Raw genomic sequence first — 20,048 nt, 5'->3', positions numbered from 1 at the left:
TTGTCAAATAAAATCTCTATATCATATTATATCAGCCAAGAGCAACAAAAATAGACCCGATAGCGATAAGCAAAACTCCTAAGCCTGTATAAAACGAAATCTTCTCACCAAGAAAAATTGCAGCAAGCACTATTGCAAACACAACAGAAAGCCTGTCAATTGGTGCAACCTGCTGAACCTTTCCATTCTTGAGAGCCAAAAAGTAAAATAGCCATGACAGTGCCCCCGCAACACCACTTAAAACGATAAACAAAATAGCCTTTTTGCTCGCCAATATTTCTCCTATTTTGTTTAGCCTACCTTGAAATATGATTACTAAAACCAGAAATAAGGCCATAATGACCGCTCTTATTGCTGTTGCCACGTTTGTGTCAAGATTTTTAAGACCAATCTTGCCAAAGATTGCAACAAGAGAGGCAAACAGAGCTGATAAAAGTCCAAATATGAGCCACAAATAGTTCATAATCTTTTCCCTCCAATATCAAAGATGTATAACTAATTACATTTTAGACAATAATCAAAATGATATCAATTACAACTTAAAGAAAGGGTTGATAAAAATTGAAACAGACAGTTGATGTTTTATCTCAAATAGCTCAACTGAAAGAAGTTGATTACAAAAATACTCTGATGATAACATCACTAATAGAAGTGCTTGTCGACAAGGGTATTATCGCCAGGAAAGAGGTGTTTGAAAAGTCAATATTCTTAGATAGGCTTGTTGAAAGTGAAGCCAAGAGAAGAAATGAAAAGGGCACTTAAAAATGTGCTCTTTTTTTTATTTCAAGTTTTAATTTTTTATTATACATTGATGACAAAACACAATATTTTTGTGGTATTATTAAAATATATCGCACATCTTTAGAAAGGGGAAATGGAGCATTGAAAGGTACAGTAGTTCTAACATGGCTTGAAACAATTGGAAATATATGGGGAGACGATGTAAAAAGATATGCTGAGAAGGGAATAGGTTTAGATGATTCAACCATAATTTCTCCGACAGATGACATTGATGATAGTTTAGTTCACAAGATGATCGAAAATGCATGTGAAAAGGCAAACATTTCGCCTCAGCAGATGTGGAGAGAGATTGGAAAAAACAATATAAAAACGTTTAGCAAATGGTTTCCGTCATATTTCCAGAGACTCTCTTTAAAAGGCTTTTTAGAGTATATGGACGATGTACACTCTCAGCTCACTCGCATGATAAAAGGAGCAAATCCCCCACGCATTTTGTTTGAAGAAATCTCACCAAATGAAGCATACATAACATATGTCTCAAAGCGTGGTTTTTATGACTACTTTTTGGGACTTTTAGAAGGAAGTGCTGAGTTTTTTAATGAAAAATTGGATTTTGAAGAAATTGAGCGTTTCAAGGACGAAGAAGGTTTTTATCATTTAAAAATAAGAATCAGATTTGAAAAGACAAACCGAAAGGTTAAAAAAGCACTATTTAATATAATTGCAGGGTTAGGATTTATAAGGTCATTAGAGTTTAAGATTTCCATCTTTTCTACAATAGCTGTAATTATCTTAAGTTTTCTCTTTGATCCCAACAAAGAAGAATACGCAAATCATCTTCTTATGGCTGGACTTACCTTCATTACAACATTCATTGCCGCATTCTTCATCCTACGACCTCTAAAGCCTATAAAAGATGAGCTCAGCTCTCTTAAAAACCTTGATTTTAGTGGCTCACTTTTCATAAAGACAAATGACAAGCTTGAAGACTTTTCAAAGATTGTCGTAATAACAAAGTCTTCTATTAAAAAGGATTTGCTTTTGCTAAAAGGTGGAAGTGATGAGATTTATAACTTTTCAAAAAACATCAAAGAGATTGCTGATAAGATGAAAAATCTTTCAGACTCTGTTTCTGGAATTGTAAATGACGTGGCCCAAGGTGCTGTTCATCAGGCAGAGGAAATTGAAAAGGCTGTTACCATTTTAAATGAAAATATAGAAAATTTAAAGTCAATTGTATCTCAACAAACTCAAACAAAAGATGTCCTTGCTGATGTAAACCAGACGCTTAACAACTCAGGCAAAGATATTTTAAGTGCTGCAAAAGATATCAATCTTCTTTCTACAGAGTTTTCTGAGATAGTTCAAAAAGGTTCAAAGCTATCTGAAGAAGCTAATGAGGTTATGAAGATTACATCAACTGTTGCTGAGATTTCAAATCAGATAAATATGCTTGCGCTAAATGCATCAATTGAGGCAGCAAGGGCAGGAAATGTTGGTGTTGGGTTTGCGGTTGTGGCAGACGAAATCAGAAAACTTGCAGACAGTACAATGTCTTTTGCTAAGACAATCAACAAGAGTTTAAAGACATTTGTAGAAGAGGTTGAAATGCTTTCTACTACTTTAACACAGCAGTTTGAAAAGCTTGTTAAAAGCGAATCCACTTTGAATGAGGTTGTGAATAAGAACAGCCAAAATATCGAAAGAATATCTAACGTGGTTGAGACTTTAATTTCTCAGATAGAAACCTTGTCTTCTGAGGCAGAAAGGATTTCTTCTGTCTTTGAAACAATTACCTCACTTTCTGCAATCTCACAAGAAAACTCGGCATCAGCTCAGGAGATGGCAGCTTCAATCTCTATGTACGCAGAGAGCATCAAAGACCTTTTGACAAAAGTAGCCGACCTTGAGAATCTTTCAAATGTATTTAAAGAAGAGCTTTCAAAATACCGATTATAAATTTAAAGGGAGGGATTTTAAAAATGTGCCAAACTTACATTGTCGCAATTTTGGTTGACAACAGACTTCATGATGCTCCAAAACTGCAAGAAATTTTGACAAAACATGGGTGTTTAATAAAAACAAGACTTGGTATACATGAAGCTGGCAGCGACAGCTGTTCAAATCAAGGACTTATCATCCTTCACATGCAGGCAAAAGAAGAGGAGATAAAAGCTTTTGAAAGTGACATTAAAACTTTAGAACATGTAAAACTTCAGATGATGAAATTAGAATGTTAAAAGAAATTTTGGATATAGGTGAAAGAGAAAGATGAATATTCCAAACGTAAATGAGATAATAGCCCAAAAGTTTGAAGAGATTGCTGTGAGGATTGCAAACAATAATAATCTGCCACAGAGTTTTAAAACCATTTTCCAAAATAGTTTTACAGCTTCTATAAATAAAGATGTAGCAATTACCACCTACCAGCAGCTATCAAACGTTGAAAGTACAAAGGCCTTGCAAAACCAAAGCTTTGCAAATAAAATCTATGAACTTGAAAAGTCAAGTTATACACCTTATAATCTATCTACAAATCTTAGCAAAAGTGAAATCATAAATATTGCAACAAAAAAGGCAAAAGAGTATGGACTTGCGCCGAGCTTAGTTTTGAGTGTAATCGAAGCAGAGTCTGGTTTTAGACAAGATGCAATATCAAAAGCTGGGGCAATTGGACTTATGCAGCTCATGCCAGAAACTGCAAAAGCGCTTGGTGTCAACCCCTATGACCCAATTGAAAATTTAGATGGTGGAATAAGATATCTAAAAGAAAAGCTTGAACAATTCGGAGGTAATATTGAACTTGCACTTGCAGCATATAATGCAGGACCTGCAAATGTCATAAAGTATGGCGGTATCCCGCCTTTTGATGAAACTGTAGAGTATGTTCAAAAAGTGCTTTTGTTATCCCAGAAATATAGAGTGTATGATGTATAAAACCCCTCTTGTTTTGAGCATATTAATTGTAAGAGGGGTGTGATGAGTAATATGAGAACAAGAAAGCTTTATAATAGGCATAAAGAGATGTATAACATGCTAAAGCGCAAGAAAAATATGCTAAAAATGCTTGGAATGTATCTAACTGGACTTTGCAAAGGTATGATGTTAGGAATACTCATTGGAAAGAAGTTAAAAAGGGACTAAAAAAAGTGGGAATTAGGTAGGCTGTTTTGCTTTGGTTATTTGAGCAAAGCAGCCTTTTTATTTTACCAAGAATTTATTTTTTACATAGATTGATTTTCCTTTTGATTTGTTCTATACTCTTTACTTGTAAATAAATTCTTTTACACAAAAGTTTTTATAGGAGGCAAAAAACTAAGATGCGACTTGGAATTGTTGGACTTCCGAATGTGGGCAAAAGCACCCTTTTTAATGCAATTACAAAAGCTGGTGCAGAGGCAGCAAACTATCCATTCTGTACAATTGAGCCAAATGTTGGAGTTGTGGCTGTACCTGATGAGAGACTTGAAGTTTTGGCAAAGATATATAATCCCGAAAAGGTAACACCTGCATTTATTGAGTTTGTCGACATTGCAGGGCTTGTAAAAGGCGCAAGCAAGGGCGAAGGTCTTGGCAACAAGTTTTTGTCTCATATAAGAGAGGTTGATGCAATAGTTCATGTGGTAAGATGTTTTGATGACTCTGAGATAGTACATGTTGAAGGAAGTGTTGATCCAAAAAGAGATATCGAGACAATTAATTTAGAGCTAATCTTTGCCGACTTGGAGGTCTTAGAAAGACGCCTTGAAAAAACTCGGAAACTTGCAAAAAACAGCAAAGAAGCAGCCCATGAGCTTGAAATCTTAGAGAAGATATATTCTACTTTGGAAAGCGGCAGAATGGCACGTACTTTGAAGTTTGATGATGAGGAAGATTTAAAGTTTGTAAACTCTTTAAACCTCCTTACATTCAAGCCCACAATATATGCTGCGAATATATCTGAAAAAGACATTGGAAAGGAAAATGAATATGTAAAAGTTGTAAAAGAAATTGCCGCACAAGAAGGCTCAGAGGTAATTGTTATCTGTGCAAAGTTAGAAGAAGAGATTGCAGCTCTGCCAGATGAAGAAAAGAAGGAATTCTTAAAAGAGCTGGGAATTGAAAAATCAGGACTTGACAATTTAATCCAGGCAGGGTATAGACTTTTAGGGCTCATTTCTTTCCTAACAGCTGGTGAAAAGGAAGTAAGGGCTTGGACAATCAAAAAAGGCACAAAAGCACCACAGGCAGCAGGAAAGATCCATAGCGATTTTGAAAGAGGGTTTATCAGGGCTGAGGTTGTTCCGTTTGACGTATTAGTTGAATGCGGCGGATTTGCTCAGGCAAAGGAAAAGGGACTTGTACGCTCAGAGGGCAAGGATTATGTTATGCAGGACGGCGATGTTGTAATTTTCAGATTCAATGTGTAAATGAAAGAAAACATATTTAAAGGGGCTGGCGATTATTTACCCAAGTTGTCGGCAATCGCCAGCCCTTTTTTGAAACTTTATTCTGTCAATTTTTTGATGTCTTCAAACTCTAATTTTAGCCTTTTTATGTCTTTATACGAGCTAATTTTTAACCTAAGTGGCACTTCTTTCATATTTTCTTGTTTTCTTTCCATCTCTATGCGCTTTAGCTCAACATATCGAACACCTATCGTGGAAGTCCATCTGAATACTGCATCTACTACATCTTCAAAACTTTCACTTTTCACAATTACCCCAAGCTTATATGCAGGTCTTCCCTTTTTCATATAAATAGGAGTAAAATACACATCTAATGCACCGGCTTGCATTATCTTCTCAAGAGCAAGCGACAGCTCCTCACCCGTCATATCATCAACGTTAGCAAATATCTCAAAGTATTTGCTACTCAAGTTTAGTTTTTTTTTCCTATGATTGCTCTTACTACATTAGGAATGGGAAGATCTTTTGTTCCACTGCCATACCCAATTTTCTCTATCTGCATTCTCGGCATGTTCACAAAACCGTTTGAAATTGCTGCTGCAATCCCTATACCAGTCGGAGTTATCAGCTCAGTACCAATATCTATAGTTGCAATTGGAATACCATTTTGTCTTGCTATCTCCAAAACAGCAGGTGCCGGCACAGGGATTATTCCATGCATTGATTTTGTAAACCCTCTTCCATCAGATAGTGGTGAGAACAAAACCTCTTGAGGCTTTAAATACTCAATACAAAGTGAAAATGCAACAATATCCACAATTGAATCGTCAGCGCCTACCTCATGAAATGCAATCTCTTCAATGTCCATACCGTGAACAGTTGCTTCGGCCTTTGCAATCTTTTCAAAAATTCTGATTGACAAATCTTTTACAGCTTCTGGCAGCTTGCTTTCTTGTAAAAGCTTTTTGATATCTTTAAAGGTTCTATGATGATGGTGAGCATAATCATCGTGATGATGCTGCAAAACATTTACAACAAAATTTTTGGCTTTAATACCGTTCACCATTTTTTCTTTAAGGTCTATTTCAACATCAAGCCCAAGCAAAGCTATATTTGACTTTATATACTCAAAATCAACTCCCGCATCAATCAAAGAGCCAACCAGCATATCACCAGCAATTCCAGATGGTGCATCAAAATAGATAACCATAGTTTTCTCAAATCCCCTCTTTCAAAATTTTACAAATTTCCGTTTGCCAAAGAGTTTATCATATGCGCAACAACTGCCGCACCAAACCCGTTGTCAATGTTGACAACCGCAACACCATTCGCACACGAGTTTAGCATGGTAAGAAGTGCTGACAGTCCTTTAAAGTTAGCGCCATATCCAACAGATGTTGGCACAGCAATCACAGGCCTTGACACAAGCCCAGCAACAACAGATGCAAGCGCACCTTCCATTCCAGCAACTGCAATAATCACGTTTGCCGACTGAATCTCATTAAGATGAGAAAATAGCCTGTGAATTCCTGCAACACCAACATCATATACTCTTTTTACATTATTCCCCAAAATCTCTAAAATAATCGCCGCCTCTTCAGCCACTTTAAGGTCGGCAGTCCCAGCAGATACTACTGCTACATGGCCTTTGGGGTTCTTCTTTACCTCAACCCTTTTTGCACAGACAATCCTTGCAACTTCATAATAGACTATATCCTCTTTTAGGTTTTCTTTTAGATATTCATAAAGTTCCTTGCTCGCACGCGTACCGATAATATTTACCTCTCCCTTTTCAATCATCCTTTCAAAAATCTTCAAAACTTGCTGCTCAGTTTTCCCTTCACAAAAAACCACTTCAGACATCCCTTGGCGAATCTTTCTGTGATGGTCTATCTTTGCAAAGTCTATATCTTCAAATGGAAGTCTGGAAAGTATCTTGAGAGCTTCGTCAATAGATAGTTTATCTTCTTTTACATCTTCTAATATCTTTCTTATATCCATAGCCTTCTCTCCATTTTAATCTTTTTATTTCTGGTTCATACTTCCCATCCTATAACCAGACAGGTCAAGTGTGACAAACTTAAATCCAAGATCTTTGATTTTGTTTGAAATATCTTTTATCAGCTCTAAATCAAAAAATCTTGGAAGCTCCTCAAAATCAACTTCAATTCTGGCAATATCGCCATGGTGCCTAACTCTTACTTGTTTGAAGCCTTTTTCAAGCAAAACTTCTTCTGCCTTTTCAATCATCTCAAGTTTTTGCAAGGTCACTTGGCTACCATAGGGTATACGGGTAACTAAACACGCCATTGATGGCTTATCAAAAGTAGGAAGACCAAATTCTTTTGACAAAAACCTTATCTCATCCTTGGTAAATCCAACCTCCAATAAAGGACTTTTTATGTTCTCTTCTTCTAAGGCTTTTCTTCCGGGCCGAAAATCTTTTAAGTCATCTATGTTTGAGCCTTCAACTATTTGGTTTATCTTCAGATCTTCTTTTAACTCTTTCAGTTTTTTTATCAAGTCCTTTTTACAATAATAGCACCTGAACATGTCATTTTTTAAAAAATCCTCATTATCAAATATATCCCTCTCAAGTACAATTAGTTTTGCTCCTATAGAACCAGCAAGTTTTTCTGCTTCTTGTTTTTCTCTTTTGGGACTTAAGGCAGAGCTTGAAAAAACAGCAACGCAATTTTCACCCAAAACATCACGGCATACTTTTAACAAAAATGTAGAATCAACTCCCCCTGAAAACGCAACAAGTACGCTCTTGTATGATTGCAAAAGGTCTTTTAGTTTCTCAAGTTTCTCATAAGTAAGCTTTGAATCAACCATTATTTAAACCTTCCTTTTTATTCTTTATTCAATACAATTGCAAATGCTGCTTTAAAAATATCATTTGGTTTTAAGTAATAGTACTTGTTTTGAAGATATCCTTCGTGCTCTCCCATCCATGGTTCTATGCAAACAAAGTCGTAGTCTCTTAAAGACCACACTACAATGTTTTTAAAGCTTTTGTCTTTTACAAGCAAAAGCCTTTTGTCCTTGTCAAGAGTAAACTCAATGCTTTCGCTTCCAACATCAAAAAAATCAAGGTTGATCTCAGGTTTTGAAAAGTCAAGTTCTTTGAAATTTTCAAGGTCAACAAATTTCTTCTCAACATCATCAAAACATTTCTCGCAGTCAAGCTTAAGGGTAAACTCATCCTTGTTACACAGAAAATATGGATGAAACCCTGCATAAAATGGCAACTCTTCTCTGTCGTTGTTCTTTACAATCATCTCAACTCCAAAAATTTCATCGTTTATTGTGTACTTGATGAAAAGTTCAAAGTCATATGGATAAAATGTTTTTGTGAAGCCACTACTTGAAAGCTTTAATACTACCCCATTTAGAGAAAGCTCATCTATATAACCTACAACTTCCCAAGCAGTATCTCGTGCAAACCCGTGATTCTTCATTGGATATTCTTGACCTTTGAATGTAATTTTGCCGTCCACAACCCTTCCACATATAGGAAATAGAATAGGAATTCCGCCTCGGATATTCTTTGTTTTGTCAAACAGTGTCTCTTTGTTAAGATAAAGTATGTCCTTGCCACTTAAATTTAGTAAAACAACAATTGCACCCCGTTCGGGTGCAACTGTAAAATATGATTTTTTTGTCTTTGAGTATACCTTAATAAATTCCATACTGTTTTCTGCATAGCTTTCTACAAAATCCAAGCTTTCTTCCTCCCTTTTTCTACTCAACATGCAGTGAATAATTTGGTGCCTCTTTTGTAATATAAATATCGTGCGGATGGCTTTCTCTCACACCTGCTTGTGTAATTTTCACAAACTTTGCCTTCTCCTGAAGTTCTTTGATAGTCCTCGCACCACAGTAACCCATTCCTGCCTTAAGACCACCAACAAGCTGGAACACTGTATCCTCTAACGGCCCTTTATATGGCACTCTTCCTTCAACACCTTCTGGTACAAGCTTTGAAGCATCTTCTTGGAAGTATCTATCTTTGCTTCCTGCTTTCATTGCAGAAAGTGAGCCCATGCCACGGTAAACCTTAAACCTTCGGCCTTGATAAATCTCACACTCGCCAGGGCTTTCTTCACAGCCAGCAAATAGGCTTCCTATCATTACAACATCTGCACCAGCCGCCAAAGCCTTGGTAATATCACCTGAATATCTTATACCGCCATCTGCAATAACAGGAATCCCATATTCTTTTGCAACATCTGCACAGTCCATGATAGCTGTTATTTGCGGAACACCAATTCCAGCTACCACTCTTGTTGTACAGATTGACCCGGGACCAATTCCAACTTTTATGCAGTCAGCCCCTGCTTTGATAAGGTCATGCGCAGCCTCTGCTGTTGCAATATTACCAGCCACAACCTGAAGATTTGGATATTTTGCTTTAATCTTCTTGACTGTCTCGATAACACCTTTTGAATGTCCATGAGCTGTGTCAACAACTATTACGTCAACCTGAGCTTTTACAAGTGCTTCAACTCTTTGTTCTGTGTCCTTTGACACACCAACTGCTGCAGCACACAAAAGCCTTCCTCTGCTGTCTTTTGCTGCATTTGGATATTTTACAGCTTTTTCAATATCTTTTATTGTAATTAATCCTTTCAAGTTACCCTCATCATCGACGATTGGAAGCTTTTCAATCTTGTGTTTTTTCATAATCTCTTTTGCTTCTTCTAAGGTAATTCCTTCTTTTGCTGTGATGAGATTGCTTGATGTCATAACCTCTTTTATAGGCTTTGAATAGTCAGTTTCAAACCGGATATCTCTGTTTGTTATAATTCCAACAAGCTTTCCATTAACTGTAATTGGAACGCCTGAGATGCGGTATTTTGCCATCAGTTCCATAGCTTCATAGATCTTATTTTCTGGTGACAGGTAAAACGGATCAACTATAACCCCGTGCTCGGACCTTTTGACCTTGTCAACCTCGCTTGCCTGCTCTTCAATTGTCATGTTCTTGTGTATAACACCAATACCGCCCTCTCTGGCAATTGCAATTGCCATACGCGATTCTGTAACAGTGTCCATTCCGGCAGACATAAGAGGAATATTAAGTTTTATTGTTCTTGTTAGATAAGTAGAAACGTCAACATCTTTTGGCAGCACTTCACTGTACTGTGGCACAAGCAACACATCATCAAAAGTCAGTGCCTCTTTTATCACTTTGTCTTTAAAACCCATTTTTCTCAGTCTCCTTTTAGAAAAGTTTTGTTACCTGTAAACCTGGTAAGGCTTTTTCTGCAAAAATCTCTTAATTGCCTCGACAATCTCTTCATTTGGTTCAAACAAGATGCGCGTCTTTTTGCCATCGACGTTTGTAATTATAGCATAGACATTTTCTTCGCCTCTGTTAGATGTGCAATCAAACGACTGTACAATGCTTTTGTCATTCTTTTGAGCGTTGTACATACTGGTATCTTTTGAGGATATGAAATAGTCAATCTTTCGAATATCTAAGGATACAACTCTGCTTCGTTTCCTCTGGGCAATAATCTTGTCTATGTCAAGATAGTAGTTTGTTACAGCATATTCAAACTCAATATTGTAGTTTTTTGAAAGATAAACTGCTCCCCAGATTGCCAAGACCAAAAGAACTGGGCCTAAGGTGTTTAGAATTGGAATGAAAAAGGTAGCAAGTCCTAAAAGTATCCCACCTATGATTATCAAAACCTGTTTTGCCTTTTCGCTTGAGGTCTTTCTTCTGACTATCAGCTGTTCGTGAAACACATCATTCATATTTAAATATCAACCCTCCGCCTCAAATTTTACTTTTAGTTCTATTTTACAATCCCTATTCTGGAAAGAGGCCATATTCTAAATTCAACCTTGCCAATAATATCATCACGGGGAACATACTTGTGTTCCCAGAATCGGCTGTCGTGTGAGTCGTTCCTGTTATCACCCATCATGAAATAATGCCCAGGTGGCACTTTATACGGTCCAAAGCTCCCTACCATTGGCTCTTTTAGATAGTTTTCCTTGTACACTTTTCCGTTGATGTACAAAACACCATCTTTTATCTCTATTGTATCGCCCGGAAGTCCAATTACCCTTTTGACATACAGTGTTTTTCTGTCGTCAGGATACTTGAACACAACAATATCGCCTCGTTTTACATCTTGGATATGCAGAGCGTATCCAAGCTTGTACACAAACAACCTGTCATTGAGTTGAATTGTGTTTAGCATCGACCCTGTGGGAACAATTACAAGCGAAAAGACATATGTTCTTAAAATAAGGGCAACTAAAACTGCTCCGCCTATCCACAAAATCCATTCAATAACTTCTTTGAGTACCTTGTTTTGTAGTTTTAATGTTTGCTCTTCCATTTTCATGACCGTCTCCTTCTTTGCAAAAAATAGAATTAAAGGCTTAAATATAAGTTTAAATGAATTTATTTATCAAGTCAATAATTAGAAGTTAGTCTCTCAGCTCAACAATGGTAACCCCTTGCTCACCCTCACCGTATGTTCCGTCTCTGAAAGACTTTACAAGCGGATGGCGTTTTAAAAAGTTCCTGATTGCCTGGCGCAAAACCCCTGTCCCTTTTCCATGAATTATTGTCACCTGTCTCAGGCCGCTTGTATATGCATCATCTAAATACTTATCTACATCCAAAATTGCATCGTCACTGGTCTTTCCCCTGACATCAATAGATAAATCAACGCTTTTTTCTCTGAGCTTGACATTTTTTGAGGTCGTTTGATAAACTTTTTTTTCTCCCTCTTCCACTTCTTCAATATCAGAGATATTGACATTTAGCTTCATAATTCCTATCTGAACAGTCAAATTTCCTTTTGAGTCGGGCAGGCTCTCGACAAACCCCACAGCATCAAAGCTTCTGACATACACCTTTTGACCTAAGCGAATATTTTGCAGTGTTTTTTTGGTTTTGGACTCAGCTTCTTGTTTTTCCTGCTGCGATATGCTTTGAATCAACCTTTCATATTCTCTCTTTTTCTCTTCTAACTTCTTTAAAACTTCTTTTTCTTTTAAGTTTTCAGCAAGTTTTCGAAGGTCTTTAAAAAGATTTTCTATTTCATACTGTGCTCTTTCTACAATCTCTTTTGCCTCATTTATGGCCTTTTTGCGAATTCTCTCTCTTTCAGTCTCAAACCTTTTCTTTTCCTCTTCATACGCTGCCTTTAAAGCTTGTGCTTCAAGCTTCAATTTCTGAGCAAGTTCAAGGTTTTCCTCAGCTTCTTTTCTCTTTTGTTCCATTTCGTTTATTATTCTGTCAAGATCAATTGTCTTTTGAGACAAATACCCTCTTGCCATCTCAACAATACCTTTGTCAAGCCCAAGATTGGATGAAATTACAAGCGCATTGCTCCTTCCTGGAATTCCTATCAAAAGCCTGTATGTGGGCTTTAGGGTTTTTGCATCAAACTCACAAGAAGCGTTTTCAAACCGATCTTCTTGCTGAGCAAATATTTTTAGCTCACCATAGTGTGTTGTAGCTATCACCTTGCTGCCCTTCTCAGAAAGATATTTCAAGATTGCCTTCGCCAAAGCCGCACCTTCTTCGGGGTCTGTACCTGCTCCAATCTCATCTAATAGCACAAGAGTTTTATCATCTGCATTTTTTGTTATTTCAATGATGTTTTTCATATGTGCTGAAAATGTGGAAAGACTCTGGACTATACTTTGATCATCTCCAATATCAGCAAAAATCTTTTGAAATATGCAAAGCTGGGAGCCTTCATCTGCCGGGATGAATATTCCACTTTGGCAAAGAAGACAAAAAAGCCCAACCGTCTTTAGTGTTACAGTCTTTCCACCTGTGTTTGGGCCTGTTATTATAAGAACGTCGAAGTCTTTGCCTAAATGAATATCAATAGGAACAACCTTGTCTTTTTGTATTAATGGATGCCGAGCTTTTTTGAGATTTATAATGCCATCTGTAGTTATTATTGGTTTGCTTGCGTTCATTTCTTTTGCCCAAATAGCTTTCGTAAATACTATGTCAAGCTCAACAAGTGCATAAAAAGATGTTTCAATTTCATCACTGCAGCTTGCTATCAAAGAGGATATCTCTTGCAAAATTCTCTCTATTTCCTCTTTTTCTTGGCTTTTCAAGATTCTGATTTGATTTGATATCTCAACGCAAACAAAAGGCTCAACAAATAAAGTTGCACCTGTTGCTGACTGGTCATGGACAATTCCTTTCACTTCATTTCTAAACTCTGCTTTAACAGGAAGTAAGAGCTTTTCGCCTCTGATTGTTATAATTGGCTCTTGTAAAAACCTTTGGATCTTTGGGTCGCGAATCATGCTATTTAGTTCATCTCTTATTCTACTCTCAAGTTTTCTAATCCTATCTCTTATTTCCTTTAATCTTGGTGATGCAGTATCTAAGATTTCATCTGCTGTTAAAAATGTCTGGTCAATTCTTGAGATTACTTCTTTTAAATTTACAAGTCTTTTTTTCATACTTTCAAGAAAACTAAAGTCTTGTGTGTAAGAAAGATAAGTTCGCATCTCATAAGAAAGTTTCAACACTTTTCCAATTTGCAAAATCTCTTGTGGATTTAAAGTTGCCCCAAGCTTTGATTTCTTAAGGCTTGGCAGTATATTTTCAAACTCCAAAGTTGGTGGATTTCCATACTTTAGAACGTACCTGTAGCCTTCATCAACCTTATTAAGTTCATTTTCTATATCTGCAACATTGGTTGATGGAATAAGGTTTTCAAAATATTCCTTTGCTGGAGTTGACTTTGCCATGTTTTTTAAAATCTCAACTATCTTGTCATACTCCAAAGCTTTGAGTGTCTTTTGGTTCAACTTTCAAAACCCCTTCTTATATGAAATTTAAGTTCTCAAGTTTTAATTATACCACAAAACAAAAGCGGGCTGTCTTCATATTTCATGAAAACAGCCCCTTATTGAATATACTCATCCATACAATACAATCCCTTCGTTCTCTATATTTTTATAGTAAGGTAAGATTTCTTTATATTGCATATATCTCTGATAACTGATGTCTACTATAGAAATTAATTTAAAGCTTCTATATCCAATTTCACTTATTATTTCATCCAACTTATTTTCATAGTCTTTTAACGCTTGCTCGTCCTCATCAACTAATACCGCTATATCAATATCAGATTCTTCATTTTGAGTTCCTTTAGCATATGAACCATAGAGGACTATTTTTTTTAGTTTATCACCATATAATTCTTTTAACTCTTCAACCACTTTATTAATAATATCTTCGTAATTTTCCAGTTTGATATCACTCATAACAAATCAACTCCAATTTCTTCTATTCTCTTACCTGCCCGCTTCCATAGATAATGTATTTTATAGTTGTGAGCTCTTTTAGTCCCATAGGACCTCTTGCGTGAAGCTTTTGAGTAGAGATTCCAATCTCTGCGCCAAAGCCAAATTCAAATCCGTCTGTGAATCTTGTTGAGGCGTTTACATAGCAAGCTGCTGCATCAACATAGTCCAAAAACTTTTGGGCATTGAAATAATCTCTTGTAACAATTGCCTCTGAGTGTTTCGAACCGTACTTATTTATGTGTTCTATTGCCGCATCAATGCTATCAACAACCTTTACACCTATTATCAAATCCAAATACTCTGTGTACCAGTCATCTTCAGTTGCCTCTTTTACTTCTATACCGTTTTGCTTGCAGATTTCAACTGTCTTACTGCAACCTCTTATTTCAACACCTTTTGCCATCAGTTCTTTTACAATCATTGGCAAAAAGCTCTCTGCTATATTTTTGTGAACTAAAAGCTTTTCAGCTGCATTGCAAACACCGGGCCGCTGTGTTTTTGCGTTAACTACAATTCTTTTTGCCATCTCAAAATCAGCGCTTTCATCGACAAACACATGGCAGTTGCCAACACCTGTTTCAATTACAGGCACAGTTGCATTTTGAACAACTGTCTTTATCAAATTTGCTCCTCCGCGCGGAATCAAAAGGTCTAAATACTCATTTAGCTTCATCATTGCAACTGCTGTCTCTCTTGATGTATCTTCTACAATCTCTATGCTACCTTCATCAATCCCTGCTTCAATCAATCCCTCTTTCATTGTCTTGACAAGTGCGATATTAGAATTTATAGCTTCTGAGCCGCCTCGCAAAAGCACGCTATTTCCTGCTTTTAAACACAGCACAGCTGCATCAACTGTCACATTTGGACGTGCCTCATAGATTATACCAATTGCCCCAATTGGTACTCTTTTTTGTCCAATAATAAGCCCGTTTGGGCGCTTCCACATAGAAATAACCTCGCCAACTGGGTCTGGAAGCTTTATAACATCTTCTATCCCTTTGCAAATCTGTCTTATTCTATCTTCTGTTAGTTTTAGCCTGTCTAAAAGCGCACCCTTTATACCTTTGTTTTGTGCATTTTCCATATCTTTTTGGTTTTCAACAAGAATGTATTCCATGTTATCTAAAATCTTTTTGGATATGCAGCTCAAAGCAAGGTTTTTCTGGCTTTCAGAAAGATTCATAAGTTTTTTTGAAGCCTCTTTCACCTTTTGTGCCTTCTGAATTAAATCACTCATCCTCTTCTTCACTCCCTCTTTGATAATACTTCTTTGCAAATAAACAGTGTACCAACATCTTTCCCTGCTAAGATATCTCTCAAAACTGATGGATTTTCTCCATTTGCAATTACCATAGGAATTTTATTTTGCATTGCAATCTTTGCTGCCTCAATTTTGGTTTGCATACCACCAGTTGAGTTCAAAGACCCAGCTCCTCCTGCGATGCTCTCTATGTATGAGTCAATCTCAAAAACCTCTCTTATAAGTTCTGCATCCTTGTTCAGTCTAGGGTCACATGAGTAAAGTCCGTCTATGTCAGAAAGAATTATCAGAAGGTCTGCACCAATTATCGTTGCAACATAGGCAGAGAGCGTGTCATTGTCGCCAAATTCAAGCTCTTCGATGGCAACAACGTCGTTCTCATTTACAATTGGAATTGCACCAAACTTGAAAAGCTGCTCAAAAGTGTTTTTAACATTCAGCATCTTTTTTTCTTCATCAACAACATCTTTTGTCAAGAGTACCTGGGCAACAACAACTCCATACTCACCAAAAAGCTTTTCGTAAATCTGCATTAAAATTCCCTGACCAATAGCTGCAAGCGCCTGTTTTTCCTGGGTTGTTTTGTGATTTTTTGTAAGCCCAAGCCGCCCCAAACCTGAGGCAACAGCGCCAGATGTGACAAGCACAACGTCTCTTCCTTCATTTTTTATGTCAGAAAGAACTCTTGCAAGTTTCTCCAGTCGCGAAAGATTTAGTTTGCCGGTTGGATATGTAACAGTGCTTGTTCCAACCTTAACTACAATCTTCTTGACATCAGCAAAATTCCTCATTAGCCTGCCCCCAGTACCTATTCTTTTTCTATTTTAAAATCTTCAAGGGATTTGTTAAAATATACATGATACTTATTATCTTCTTCGACGATGTAAAAATCTGTCTGTGTAACTAAATCGATATTGATTCTTCTTAGAAGTTCTTCTTGGATAATTGTGGCAATGTTTGGTATATACTTTTTTATGTCATTTTCATCAAGGCTTTTTACATAGATTGGAAGCTTTCCTTTTTGCGGTTTGTATATCTCTACATTGATAATTCCTGGCGATACAGGTTTGTCTGTGGGATATAGAAGCTTTGTGTTATAAAGTGCTTCCATTGCCTCTTTCCCCCTGCTAAAATTTAAAAATAGACCTTCCTCCTTTTTAATTCTACCAAATTGTATGCGCGCATTCAAAGGTTTTTGAAAAAATGATGTAAAGAAAGGAGAAAAACCAAAATGAGAACCTTCATTGGAATTGATTTCCCAAGAAAGCTAAAAGAGCAAATAGTCGAAGCACAGAGCTATTTAAAATCAATCAGTAAAAAGGGAAGGTGGAAGTACATCGATAACTTTCATCTTACTTTAAAATTCTTAGGTGAGATAGAATATGACCATGTTGAGAAGATTAAAGAGGTGTTAACAAAGAATTTAGAAGGTTTTTCTTCTTTTTCACTTAAGATTTTCTCTTGTGGATATTTCAAAGGAAGCAAAAACGCTTTGCGTGTTGTATATTTAAAGCCAGATGGTGATTTAGATAAGTTAAATAATCTTTATCAAATAGTGGAAGACTCTCTTTATTCAATCGGTTTTGAAAAAGAAAAAAGAGACTATACTCCCCATATAACAATTGCTCAGGATGTTATTTTGGATGAGTCTTTTGACAAGTTCAAGCAGTACGTTGAAAATTACAAATTTGACCTAATTCCTGTTGAGAGTGTTATTTTATTTTTAAGCGAAGAGATTGACAGAAAAAGAGTCTACACACCACTTTTTGAGATAAAGCTAAAGTAAGTAAATTTAATAAAAAATTTTTAGAAAGGACTGAGGATTTTAATATGCAAAAGACACAGGGTAGCGTTAGATTTGCATTCTCAGCTATTTCACTTTTTATTTTGGCAAATGCATTTATGGGAATTGGTGGTGGGATTAATGACACCATATTCAATAACTATATTGCAGCAACTTTTAAAATCTCACCTGTGGCACGAGGTGTGCTTGAGTTTCCTCGCGAAACACCAGGGTTTTTGATAATCTTTTTAATAGGCTTTTTATACTTCCTTGGGGATTTGAGAGTAAGCATTATAGCGACATTTCTTTGCTCTGTATCTCTGGTTGGACTTGGCTATTTTGCGCCAAGCTTTGCTCTTTTGATTTTATGGACAGCTTTTTACAACACAGGCACACACCTTAACATGGTTTTGACATCAAGCATTGGAATGGAACTTTCAAAAGAAAACTCTTACGGCAAAACCTTAGGGCTCATTGGCTCTGTTTCAACCGCCGCTACAGTTATTGGTTATTTTATTGTCATGGTAGGGTTTAAATTTCTCAATTTTTCATTCAAAATAGCCTATCTTGTCGCTGCAATGATGTACGTTTTCGCTGCAATATTTTTGATGCCAATCAAAATGCCAAATGTAAGAAATCACAAAGGTCTAAAGTTTGTAATCAAAAAAGATTACTGGCTCTACTACGTTCTTTCTATCTTCTTTGGTGCAAGAAAGCAGATTTTTATCACATTTGCTCCTTGGGTGTTGATTAAAATATTTAGACAGCCTGTTTCAAATTTTGCTCTGGTTGGAATAATCTGCTCCATTTTAGGAATTGGATTTAGAAACATTATAGGCAGGCTTATTGACAAGCTTGGTGAAAAGAAGGTTTTGACATTTGATGCGATTGTTATTTTCTTAATCTGCATAGGATATGCTATGACCGAGAACATAAAGATAAAAAGCTTGGCTTTGGGCTTGGCATATGCGTGCTATATAATTGATAATCTAATGTTTGCAACATCAATGGCAAGGTCAACGTACATAAAGAAAATTATAAAACATCCTGATGATCTTACTCCAACTCTTTCAACAGGTACAAGCATGGACCATGCAGTTTCTATGAGCCTTCCTATGCTATCTGGCTTTTTGTGGAATAAGTTTGGGTATGAATATGTGTTCTTACTTGCAGCTCTCTTTGCGCTGGGGAATTTGTATTTTGTGAGGAAGATAGAAATTTGAAAGGAGGGGATTTTAAACATGATGGAATATTATCCTGAGGTTGTTCAGGTTATACCGACAGAAGACTATAAAGTTTATATTTACTTTGATGATGGCAGCATAAAACTCTTTGATGCTTCAAGTCTTCTTGAAAAGGGTGAATTTCAAAGACTTAAAGACAAAAAGTTTTTTATGGAAAGGTGCACAGTTTTAAATGGTACGCTTGCATGGGATGTGAGCGGCAACTATGATGAAACAACCTGTCTTGATTTAGACCCACTTGTTTTGTATCAGACCTGTCCTGATGTTGACGAACCAGAATGGTTGTTTAAACAAAGTGAGGACAAAAATACTAAATAGCAAAGAAAAAGGGTCCCTCTTCTTTGGTGGTTCTGATTTGTTAAAGTAAAGGGACCCTTTTATTCCTTTTTGTCAAATCCAGAGTGATAGTCTATTTGTTTATAAGATGTATAATCTTTTATAGCCTCTTTTTTGTATCTAAATGTTTTTATAGTCCTTTTTACCTCATCAAACTTTGCGCGAACAAGGATATTATTTTTTTCGTCAATGTCCTTTATCACTTTTAGCTTTTCCATAATAGATGAAGTCAAACTTTTGAGTAAAATCCCTGTCTCTTTGTCTATGTCAGTTATCTCATCAAAGCTTTTGATATTTTTTGCCTTTTTTATCCCCTCAAACTCCTTTATAAACTCATCGTCGAGGGTATTTATCCTTTCAATTAACTTCGCCTTCATATCAACAATTTTAGACAACTCATCAAAATTGTCATTTAAAATATAATCTTGTTGAAGATTTGTAAGCTCTAAAAACTTATCAACAAGCTTTTCCTTTTCTTCAAGAAGACTAATCAGTTTTTCATACATAAACCCCAACCCTTTTATTTATTTTTTTGCTGTCTTGCAATCTTAATTGCCTCTGCCCAAGTGTTTCGCATCTCTTCAACAATTTCAAGAGCTTCCTGTAGATATTTTTTGTCCTTCTTTAAATTTGCCTGAATAAGCCATCTGTAAATAAAATCATATAAACTCATAAGATTTTTTGATATCTCATATTGCATATCAAGGGTTGACATAAGCTCTGTGATGATATTTTCGGCTTTTATAATGTTCTCATTTGCCTTGTCAAGCTTTTTTTCATCAATTGCTTGCATTGCAGCTTTAATAAACCTGATACAACCATCATATAGCATTAAAGTTAGTTCTTCAGGTGGTTTTGTCATTATAACCTCTTCTTGATATCTTGCTGCAGCATCCATAAAATCTCTTCCCCCTCATATTTTTTAAACTTGAAGTTTTTGTTTCTCCTCTATGTTTCATTTAACACTTCTATTG

General features: G+C 36.3%; 25 protein-coding genes. 9 read left to right on the top strand and 16 right to left on the bottom strand.

The window, feature by feature from the left end; genetic code table 11:
* Window positions 1-31 precede the first annotated feature (31 nt).
* Entirely contained in the window at window positions 32-463 is a 432-nt protein-coding gene (locus PGC14_RS04210) for an EamA family transporter (protein WP_011917245.1), read from the bottom strand.
* 98 nt (window positions 464-561) lie between these two features.
* Between PGC14_RS04210 and PGC14_RS04205 the strand changes: the two genes are divergently transcribed.
* The 6 genes from PGC14_RS04205 to ychF all read left to right on the top strand — a co-directional run bounded on the left by PGC14_RS04205 (window position 562) and on the right by ychF (window position 5,150).
* On the top strand, window positions 562-762 hold the full coding sequence (locus PGC14_RS04205) for a hypothetical protein (protein WP_011917244.1): 201 nt from the start codon (window positions 562-564) through the stop codon (window positions 760-762).
* 120 nt (window positions 763-882) lie between these two features.
* Window positions 883-2,700, top strand: coding sequence for a heme NO-binding domain-containing protein (locus PGC14_RS04200; RefSeq protein ID WP_271629612.1), 1,818 nt, complete (start codon window positions 883-885; stop codon window positions 2,698-2,700).
* Window positions 2,701-2,723: 23 nt separating this feature from the next.
* Window positions 2,724-2,981, top strand: coding sequence for a hypothetical protein (locus tag PGC14_RS04195; protein ID WP_127351968.1), 258 nt, complete (start codon window positions 2,724-2,726; stop codon window positions 2,979-2,981).
* Between the two features lie 31 nt (window positions 2,982-3,012).
* Entirely contained in the window at window positions 3,013-3,678 is a 666-nt protein-coding gene (locus PGC14_RS04190) for a lytic transglycosylase domain-containing protein (protein ID WP_271629611.1), read from the top strand.
* A gap of 51 nt (window positions 3,679-3,729) precedes the next feature.
* The gene (locus PGC14_RS04185) at window positions 3,730-3,885 is read left to right on the top strand and encodes a hypothetical protein (RefSeq protein WP_187147297.1); all 156 of its coding nucleotides are present in this window, start codon (window positions 3,730-3,732) and stop codon (window positions 3,883-3,885) included.
* 176 nt (window positions 3,886-4,061) lie between these two features.
* Window positions 4,062-5,150, top strand: a complete 1,089-nt coding sequence (gene ychF / locus PGC14_RS04180; protein WP_271629610.1) for a redox-regulated ATPase YchF — start codon at window positions 4,062-4,064, stop codon at window positions 5,148-5,150.
* 77 nt (window positions 5,151-5,227) lie between these two features.
* On the opposite strand, the gene larC is transcribed toward ychF, so the two are convergent.
* The 13 genes from larC to PGC14_RS04115 all read right to left on the bottom strand — a co-directional run bounded on the left by larC (window position 5,228) and on the right by PGC14_RS04115 (window position 16,822).
* A complete protein-coding gene (gene larC, locus PGC14_RS04175) occupies window positions 5,228-5,599 on the bottom strand; it encodes a nickel insertion protein (RefSeq protein ID WP_271629609.1) in 372 nt (123 codons plus the stop codon).
* A 2-nt stretch (window positions 5,600-5,601) separates the two neighbouring features.
* Window positions 5,602-6,339 (bottom strand): LarC family nickel insertion protein, encoded by a 738-nt coding sequence (locus PGC14_RS04170; RefSeq protein ID WP_271629608.1) that lies wholly within the window; start codon window positions 6,337-6,339, stop codon window positions 5,602-5,604.
* A gap of 29 nt (window positions 6,340-6,368) precedes the next feature.
* Complete coding sequence (gene larB, locus PGC14_RS04165) at window positions 6,369-7,130, bottom strand: nickel pincer cofactor biosynthesis protein LarB (protein WP_271629607.1); 762 nt, start codon at window positions 7,128-7,130, stop codon at window positions 6,369-6,371.
* A 24-nt stretch (window positions 7,131-7,154) separates the two neighbouring features.
* Complete coding sequence (larE, locus tag PGC14_RS04160) at window positions 7,155-7,967, bottom strand: ATP-dependent sacrificial sulfur transferase LarE (RefSeq protein WP_271629606.1); 813 nt, start codon at window positions 7,965-7,967, stop codon at window positions 7,155-7,157.
* Between the two features lie 17 nt (window positions 7,968-7,984).
* Window positions 7,985-8,857 carry an aldose epimerase gene (locus PGC14_RS04155; RefSeq protein ID WP_271629605.1) on the bottom strand — a complete coding sequence of 291 codons (873 nt, stop codon included), beginning with the start codon at window positions 8,855-8,857 and terminating at the stop codon, window positions 7,985-7,987.
* A gap of 19 nt (window positions 8,858-8,876) precedes the next feature.
* Complete coding sequence (gene guaB, locus PGC14_RS04150; protein ID WP_271629604.1) at window positions 8,877-10,343, bottom strand: IMP dehydrogenase; 1,467 nt, start codon at window positions 10,341-10,343, stop codon at window positions 8,877-8,879.
* Window positions 10,344-10,373: 30 nt separating this feature from the next.
* Window positions 10,374-10,898, bottom strand: a complete 525-nt coding sequence (locus PGC14_RS04145; protein ID WP_271629603.1) for a DUF6106 family protein — start codon at window positions 10,896-10,898, stop codon at window positions 10,374-10,376.
* 41 nt (window positions 10,899-10,939) lie between these two features.
* A complete protein-coding gene (gene lepB / locus PGC14_RS04140) occupies window positions 10,940-11,497 on the bottom strand; it encodes a signal peptidase I (protein WP_011917232.1) in 558 nt (185 codons plus the stop codon).
* Window positions 11,498-11,582: 85 nt separating this feature from the next.
* Entirely contained in the window at window positions 11,583-13,946 is a 2,364-nt protein-coding gene (locus tag PGC14_RS04135) for an endonuclease MutS2 (RefSeq protein WP_271629602.1), read from the bottom strand.
* Window positions 13,947-14,057: 111 nt separating this feature from the next.
* Window positions 14,058-14,405, bottom strand: coding sequence for a nucleotidyltransferase domain-containing protein (locus PGC14_RS04130; protein ID WP_271629601.1), 348 nt, complete (start codon window positions 14,403-14,405; stop codon window positions 14,058-14,060).
* Window positions 14,406-14,427: 22 nt separating this feature from the next.
* Window positions 14,428-15,687, bottom strand: coding sequence for a glutamate-5-semialdehyde dehydrogenase (locus tag PGC14_RS04125; protein ID WP_271629600.1), 1,260 nt, complete (start codon window positions 15,685-15,687; stop codon window positions 14,428-14,430).
* Window positions 15,688-15,695: 8 nt separating this feature from the next.
* A complete protein-coding gene (gene proB / locus PGC14_RS04120) occupies window positions 15,696-16,502 on the bottom strand; it encodes a glutamate 5-kinase (protein WP_271629599.1) in 807 nt (268 codons plus the stop codon).
* 17 nt (window positions 16,503-16,519) lie between these two features.
* Window positions 16,520-16,822, bottom strand: a complete 303-nt coding sequence (locus PGC14_RS04115; protein WP_039766382.1) for a hypothetical protein — start codon at window positions 16,820-16,822, stop codon at window positions 16,520-16,522.
* 120 nt (window positions 16,823-16,942) lie between these two features.
* Here PGC14_RS04115 and thpR point away from each other — a divergent pair, with 120 nt between their 5' ends.
* The 3 genes from thpR to PGC14_RS04100 are packed head-to-tail and all read left to right on the top strand — an operon-like array spanning window position 16,943 to window position 19,056.
* On the top strand, window positions 16,943-17,497 hold the full coding sequence (gene thpR, locus PGC14_RS04110) for an RNA 2',3'-cyclic phosphodiesterase (protein WP_039766380.1): 555 nt from the start codon (window positions 16,943-16,945) through the stop codon (window positions 17,495-17,497).
* Between the two features lie 44 nt (window positions 17,498-17,541).
* Complete coding sequence (locus PGC14_RS04105) at window positions 17,542-18,717, top strand: MFS transporter (protein ID WP_271629598.1); 1,176 nt, start codon at window positions 17,542-17,544, stop codon at window positions 18,715-18,717.
* 21 nt (window positions 18,718-18,738) lie between these two features.
* Window positions 18,739-19,056 carry a DUF2442 domain-containing protein gene (locus tag PGC14_RS04100; protein WP_039766555.1) on the top strand — a complete coding sequence of 106 codons (318 nt, stop codon included), beginning with the start codon at window positions 18,739-18,741 and terminating at the stop codon, window positions 19,054-19,056.
* A gap of 59 nt (window positions 19,057-19,115) precedes the next feature.
* Here PGC14_RS04100 and PGC14_RS04095 read toward each other — a convergent pair whose 3' ends face one another.
* Together PGC14_RS04095 and fliS are read right to left on the bottom strand one after the other, a co-directional pair.
* The gene (locus tag PGC14_RS04095) at window positions 19,116-19,580 is read right to left on the bottom strand and encodes a flagellar protein FlgN (protein WP_039766375.1); all 465 of its coding nucleotides are present in this window, start codon (window positions 19,578-19,580) and stop codon (window positions 19,116-19,118) included.
* Between the two features lie 14 nt (window positions 19,581-19,594).
* Window positions 19,595-19,972 carry a flagellar export chaperone FliS gene (gene fliS, locus PGC14_RS04090; protein ID WP_011917220.1) on the bottom strand — a complete coding sequence of 126 codons (378 nt, stop codon included), beginning with the start codon at window positions 19,970-19,972 and terminating at the stop codon, window positions 19,595-19,597.
* Window positions 19,973-20,048: the final 76 nt, after the last annotated feature.

Origin of the sequence: Caldicellulosiruptor sp. DIB 104C, from assembly GCF_028198085.1 — a bacterium.
Lineage (GTDB): Bacteria > Bacillota > Thermoanaerobacteria > Caldicellulosiruptorales > Caldicellulosiruptoraceae > Caldicellulosiruptor > Caldicellulosiruptor saccharolyticus.
Note: the sequence above shows the minus strand (reverse complement) of the source record. Positions and strands in the feature narration are given on the sequence as shown.

What these genes read in the sequence shown, in the direction of transcription:
- PGC14_RS04210 (WP_011917245.1), bottom strand. Translation starts at nt 463, where the DNA reads ATGAACTATTTGTGGCTCATATTTGGACTTTTATCAGCTCTGTTTGCC.
- PGC14_RS04195 (WP_127351968.1), top strand. Translation starts at nt 2,724, where the DNA reads ATGTGCCAAACTTACATTGTCGCAATTTTGGTTGACAACAGACTTCAT.
- PGC14_RS04190 (WP_271629611.1), top strand. Translation starts at nt 3,013, where the DNA reads ATGAATATTCCAAACGTAAATGAGATAATAGCCCAAAAGTTTGAAGAG.
- PGC14_RS04185 (WP_187147297.1), top strand. Translation starts at nt 3,730, where the DNA reads ATGAGAACAAGAAAGCTTTATAATAGGCATAAAGAGATGTATAACATG.
- ychF (WP_271629610.1), top strand. Translation starts at nt 4,062, where the DNA reads ATGCGACTTGGAATTGTTGGACTTCCGAATGTGGGCAAAAGCACCCTT.
- PGC14_RS04170 (WP_271629608.1), bottom strand. Translation starts at nt 6,339, where the DNA reads ATGGTTATCTATTTTGATGCACCATCTGGAATTGCTGGTGATATGCTG.
- larB (WP_271629607.1), bottom strand. Translation starts at nt 7,130, where the DNA reads ATGGATATAAGAAAGATATTAGAAGATGTAAAAGAAGATAAACTATCT.
- larE (WP_271629606.1), bottom strand. Translation starts at nt 7,967, where the DNA reads ATGGTTGATTCAAAGCTTACTTATGAGAAACTTGAGAAACTAAAAGAC.
- guaB (WP_271629604.1), bottom strand. Translation starts at nt 10,343, where the DNA reads ATGGGTTTTAAAGACAAAGTGATAAAAGAGGCACTGACTTTTGATGAT.
- PGC14_RS04145 (WP_271629603.1), bottom strand. Translation starts at nt 10,898, where the DNA reads ATGAATGATGTGTTTCACGAACAGCTGATAGTCAGAAGAAAGACCTCA.
- lepB (WP_011917232.1), bottom strand. Translation starts at nt 11,497, where the DNA reads ATGAAAATGGAAGAGCAAACATTAAAACTACAAAACAAGGTACTCAAA.
- PGC14_RS04130 (WP_271629601.1), bottom strand. Translation starts at nt 14,405, where the DNA reads ATGAGTGATATCAAACTGGAAAATTACGAAGATATTATTAATAAAGTG.
- PGC14_RS04125 (WP_271629600.1), bottom strand. Translation starts at nt 15,687, where the DNA reads ATGAGTGATTTAATTCAGAAGGCACAAAAGGTGAAAGAGGCTTCAAAA.
- proB (WP_271629599.1), bottom strand. Translation starts at nt 16,502, where the DNA reads ATGAGGAATTTTGCTGATGTCAAGAAGATTGTAGTTAAGGTTGGAACA.
- PGC14_RS04115 (WP_039766382.1), bottom strand. Translation starts at nt 16,822, where the DNA reads ATGGAAGCACTTTATAACACAAAGCTTCTATATCCCACAGACAAACCT.
- thpR (WP_039766380.1), top strand. Translation starts at nt 16,943, where the DNA reads ATGAGAACCTTCATTGGAATTGATTTCCCAAGAAAGCTAAAAGAGCAA.
- PGC14_RS04105 (WP_271629598.1), top strand. Translation starts at nt 17,542, where the DNA reads ATGCAAAAGACACAGGGTAGCGTTAGATTTGCATTCTCAGCTATTTCA.
- PGC14_RS04100 (WP_039766555.1), top strand. Translation starts at nt 18,739, where the DNA reads ATGGAATATTATCCTGAGGTTGTTCAGGTTATACCGACAGAAGACTAT.
- PGC14_RS04095 (WP_039766375.1), bottom strand. Translation starts at nt 19,580, where the DNA reads ATGTATGAAAAACTGATTAGTCTTCTTGAAGAAAAGGAAAAGCTTGTT.
- fliS (WP_011917220.1), bottom strand. Translation starts at nt 19,972, where the DNA reads ATGGATGCTGCAGCAAGATATCAAGAAGAGGTTATAATGACAAAACCA.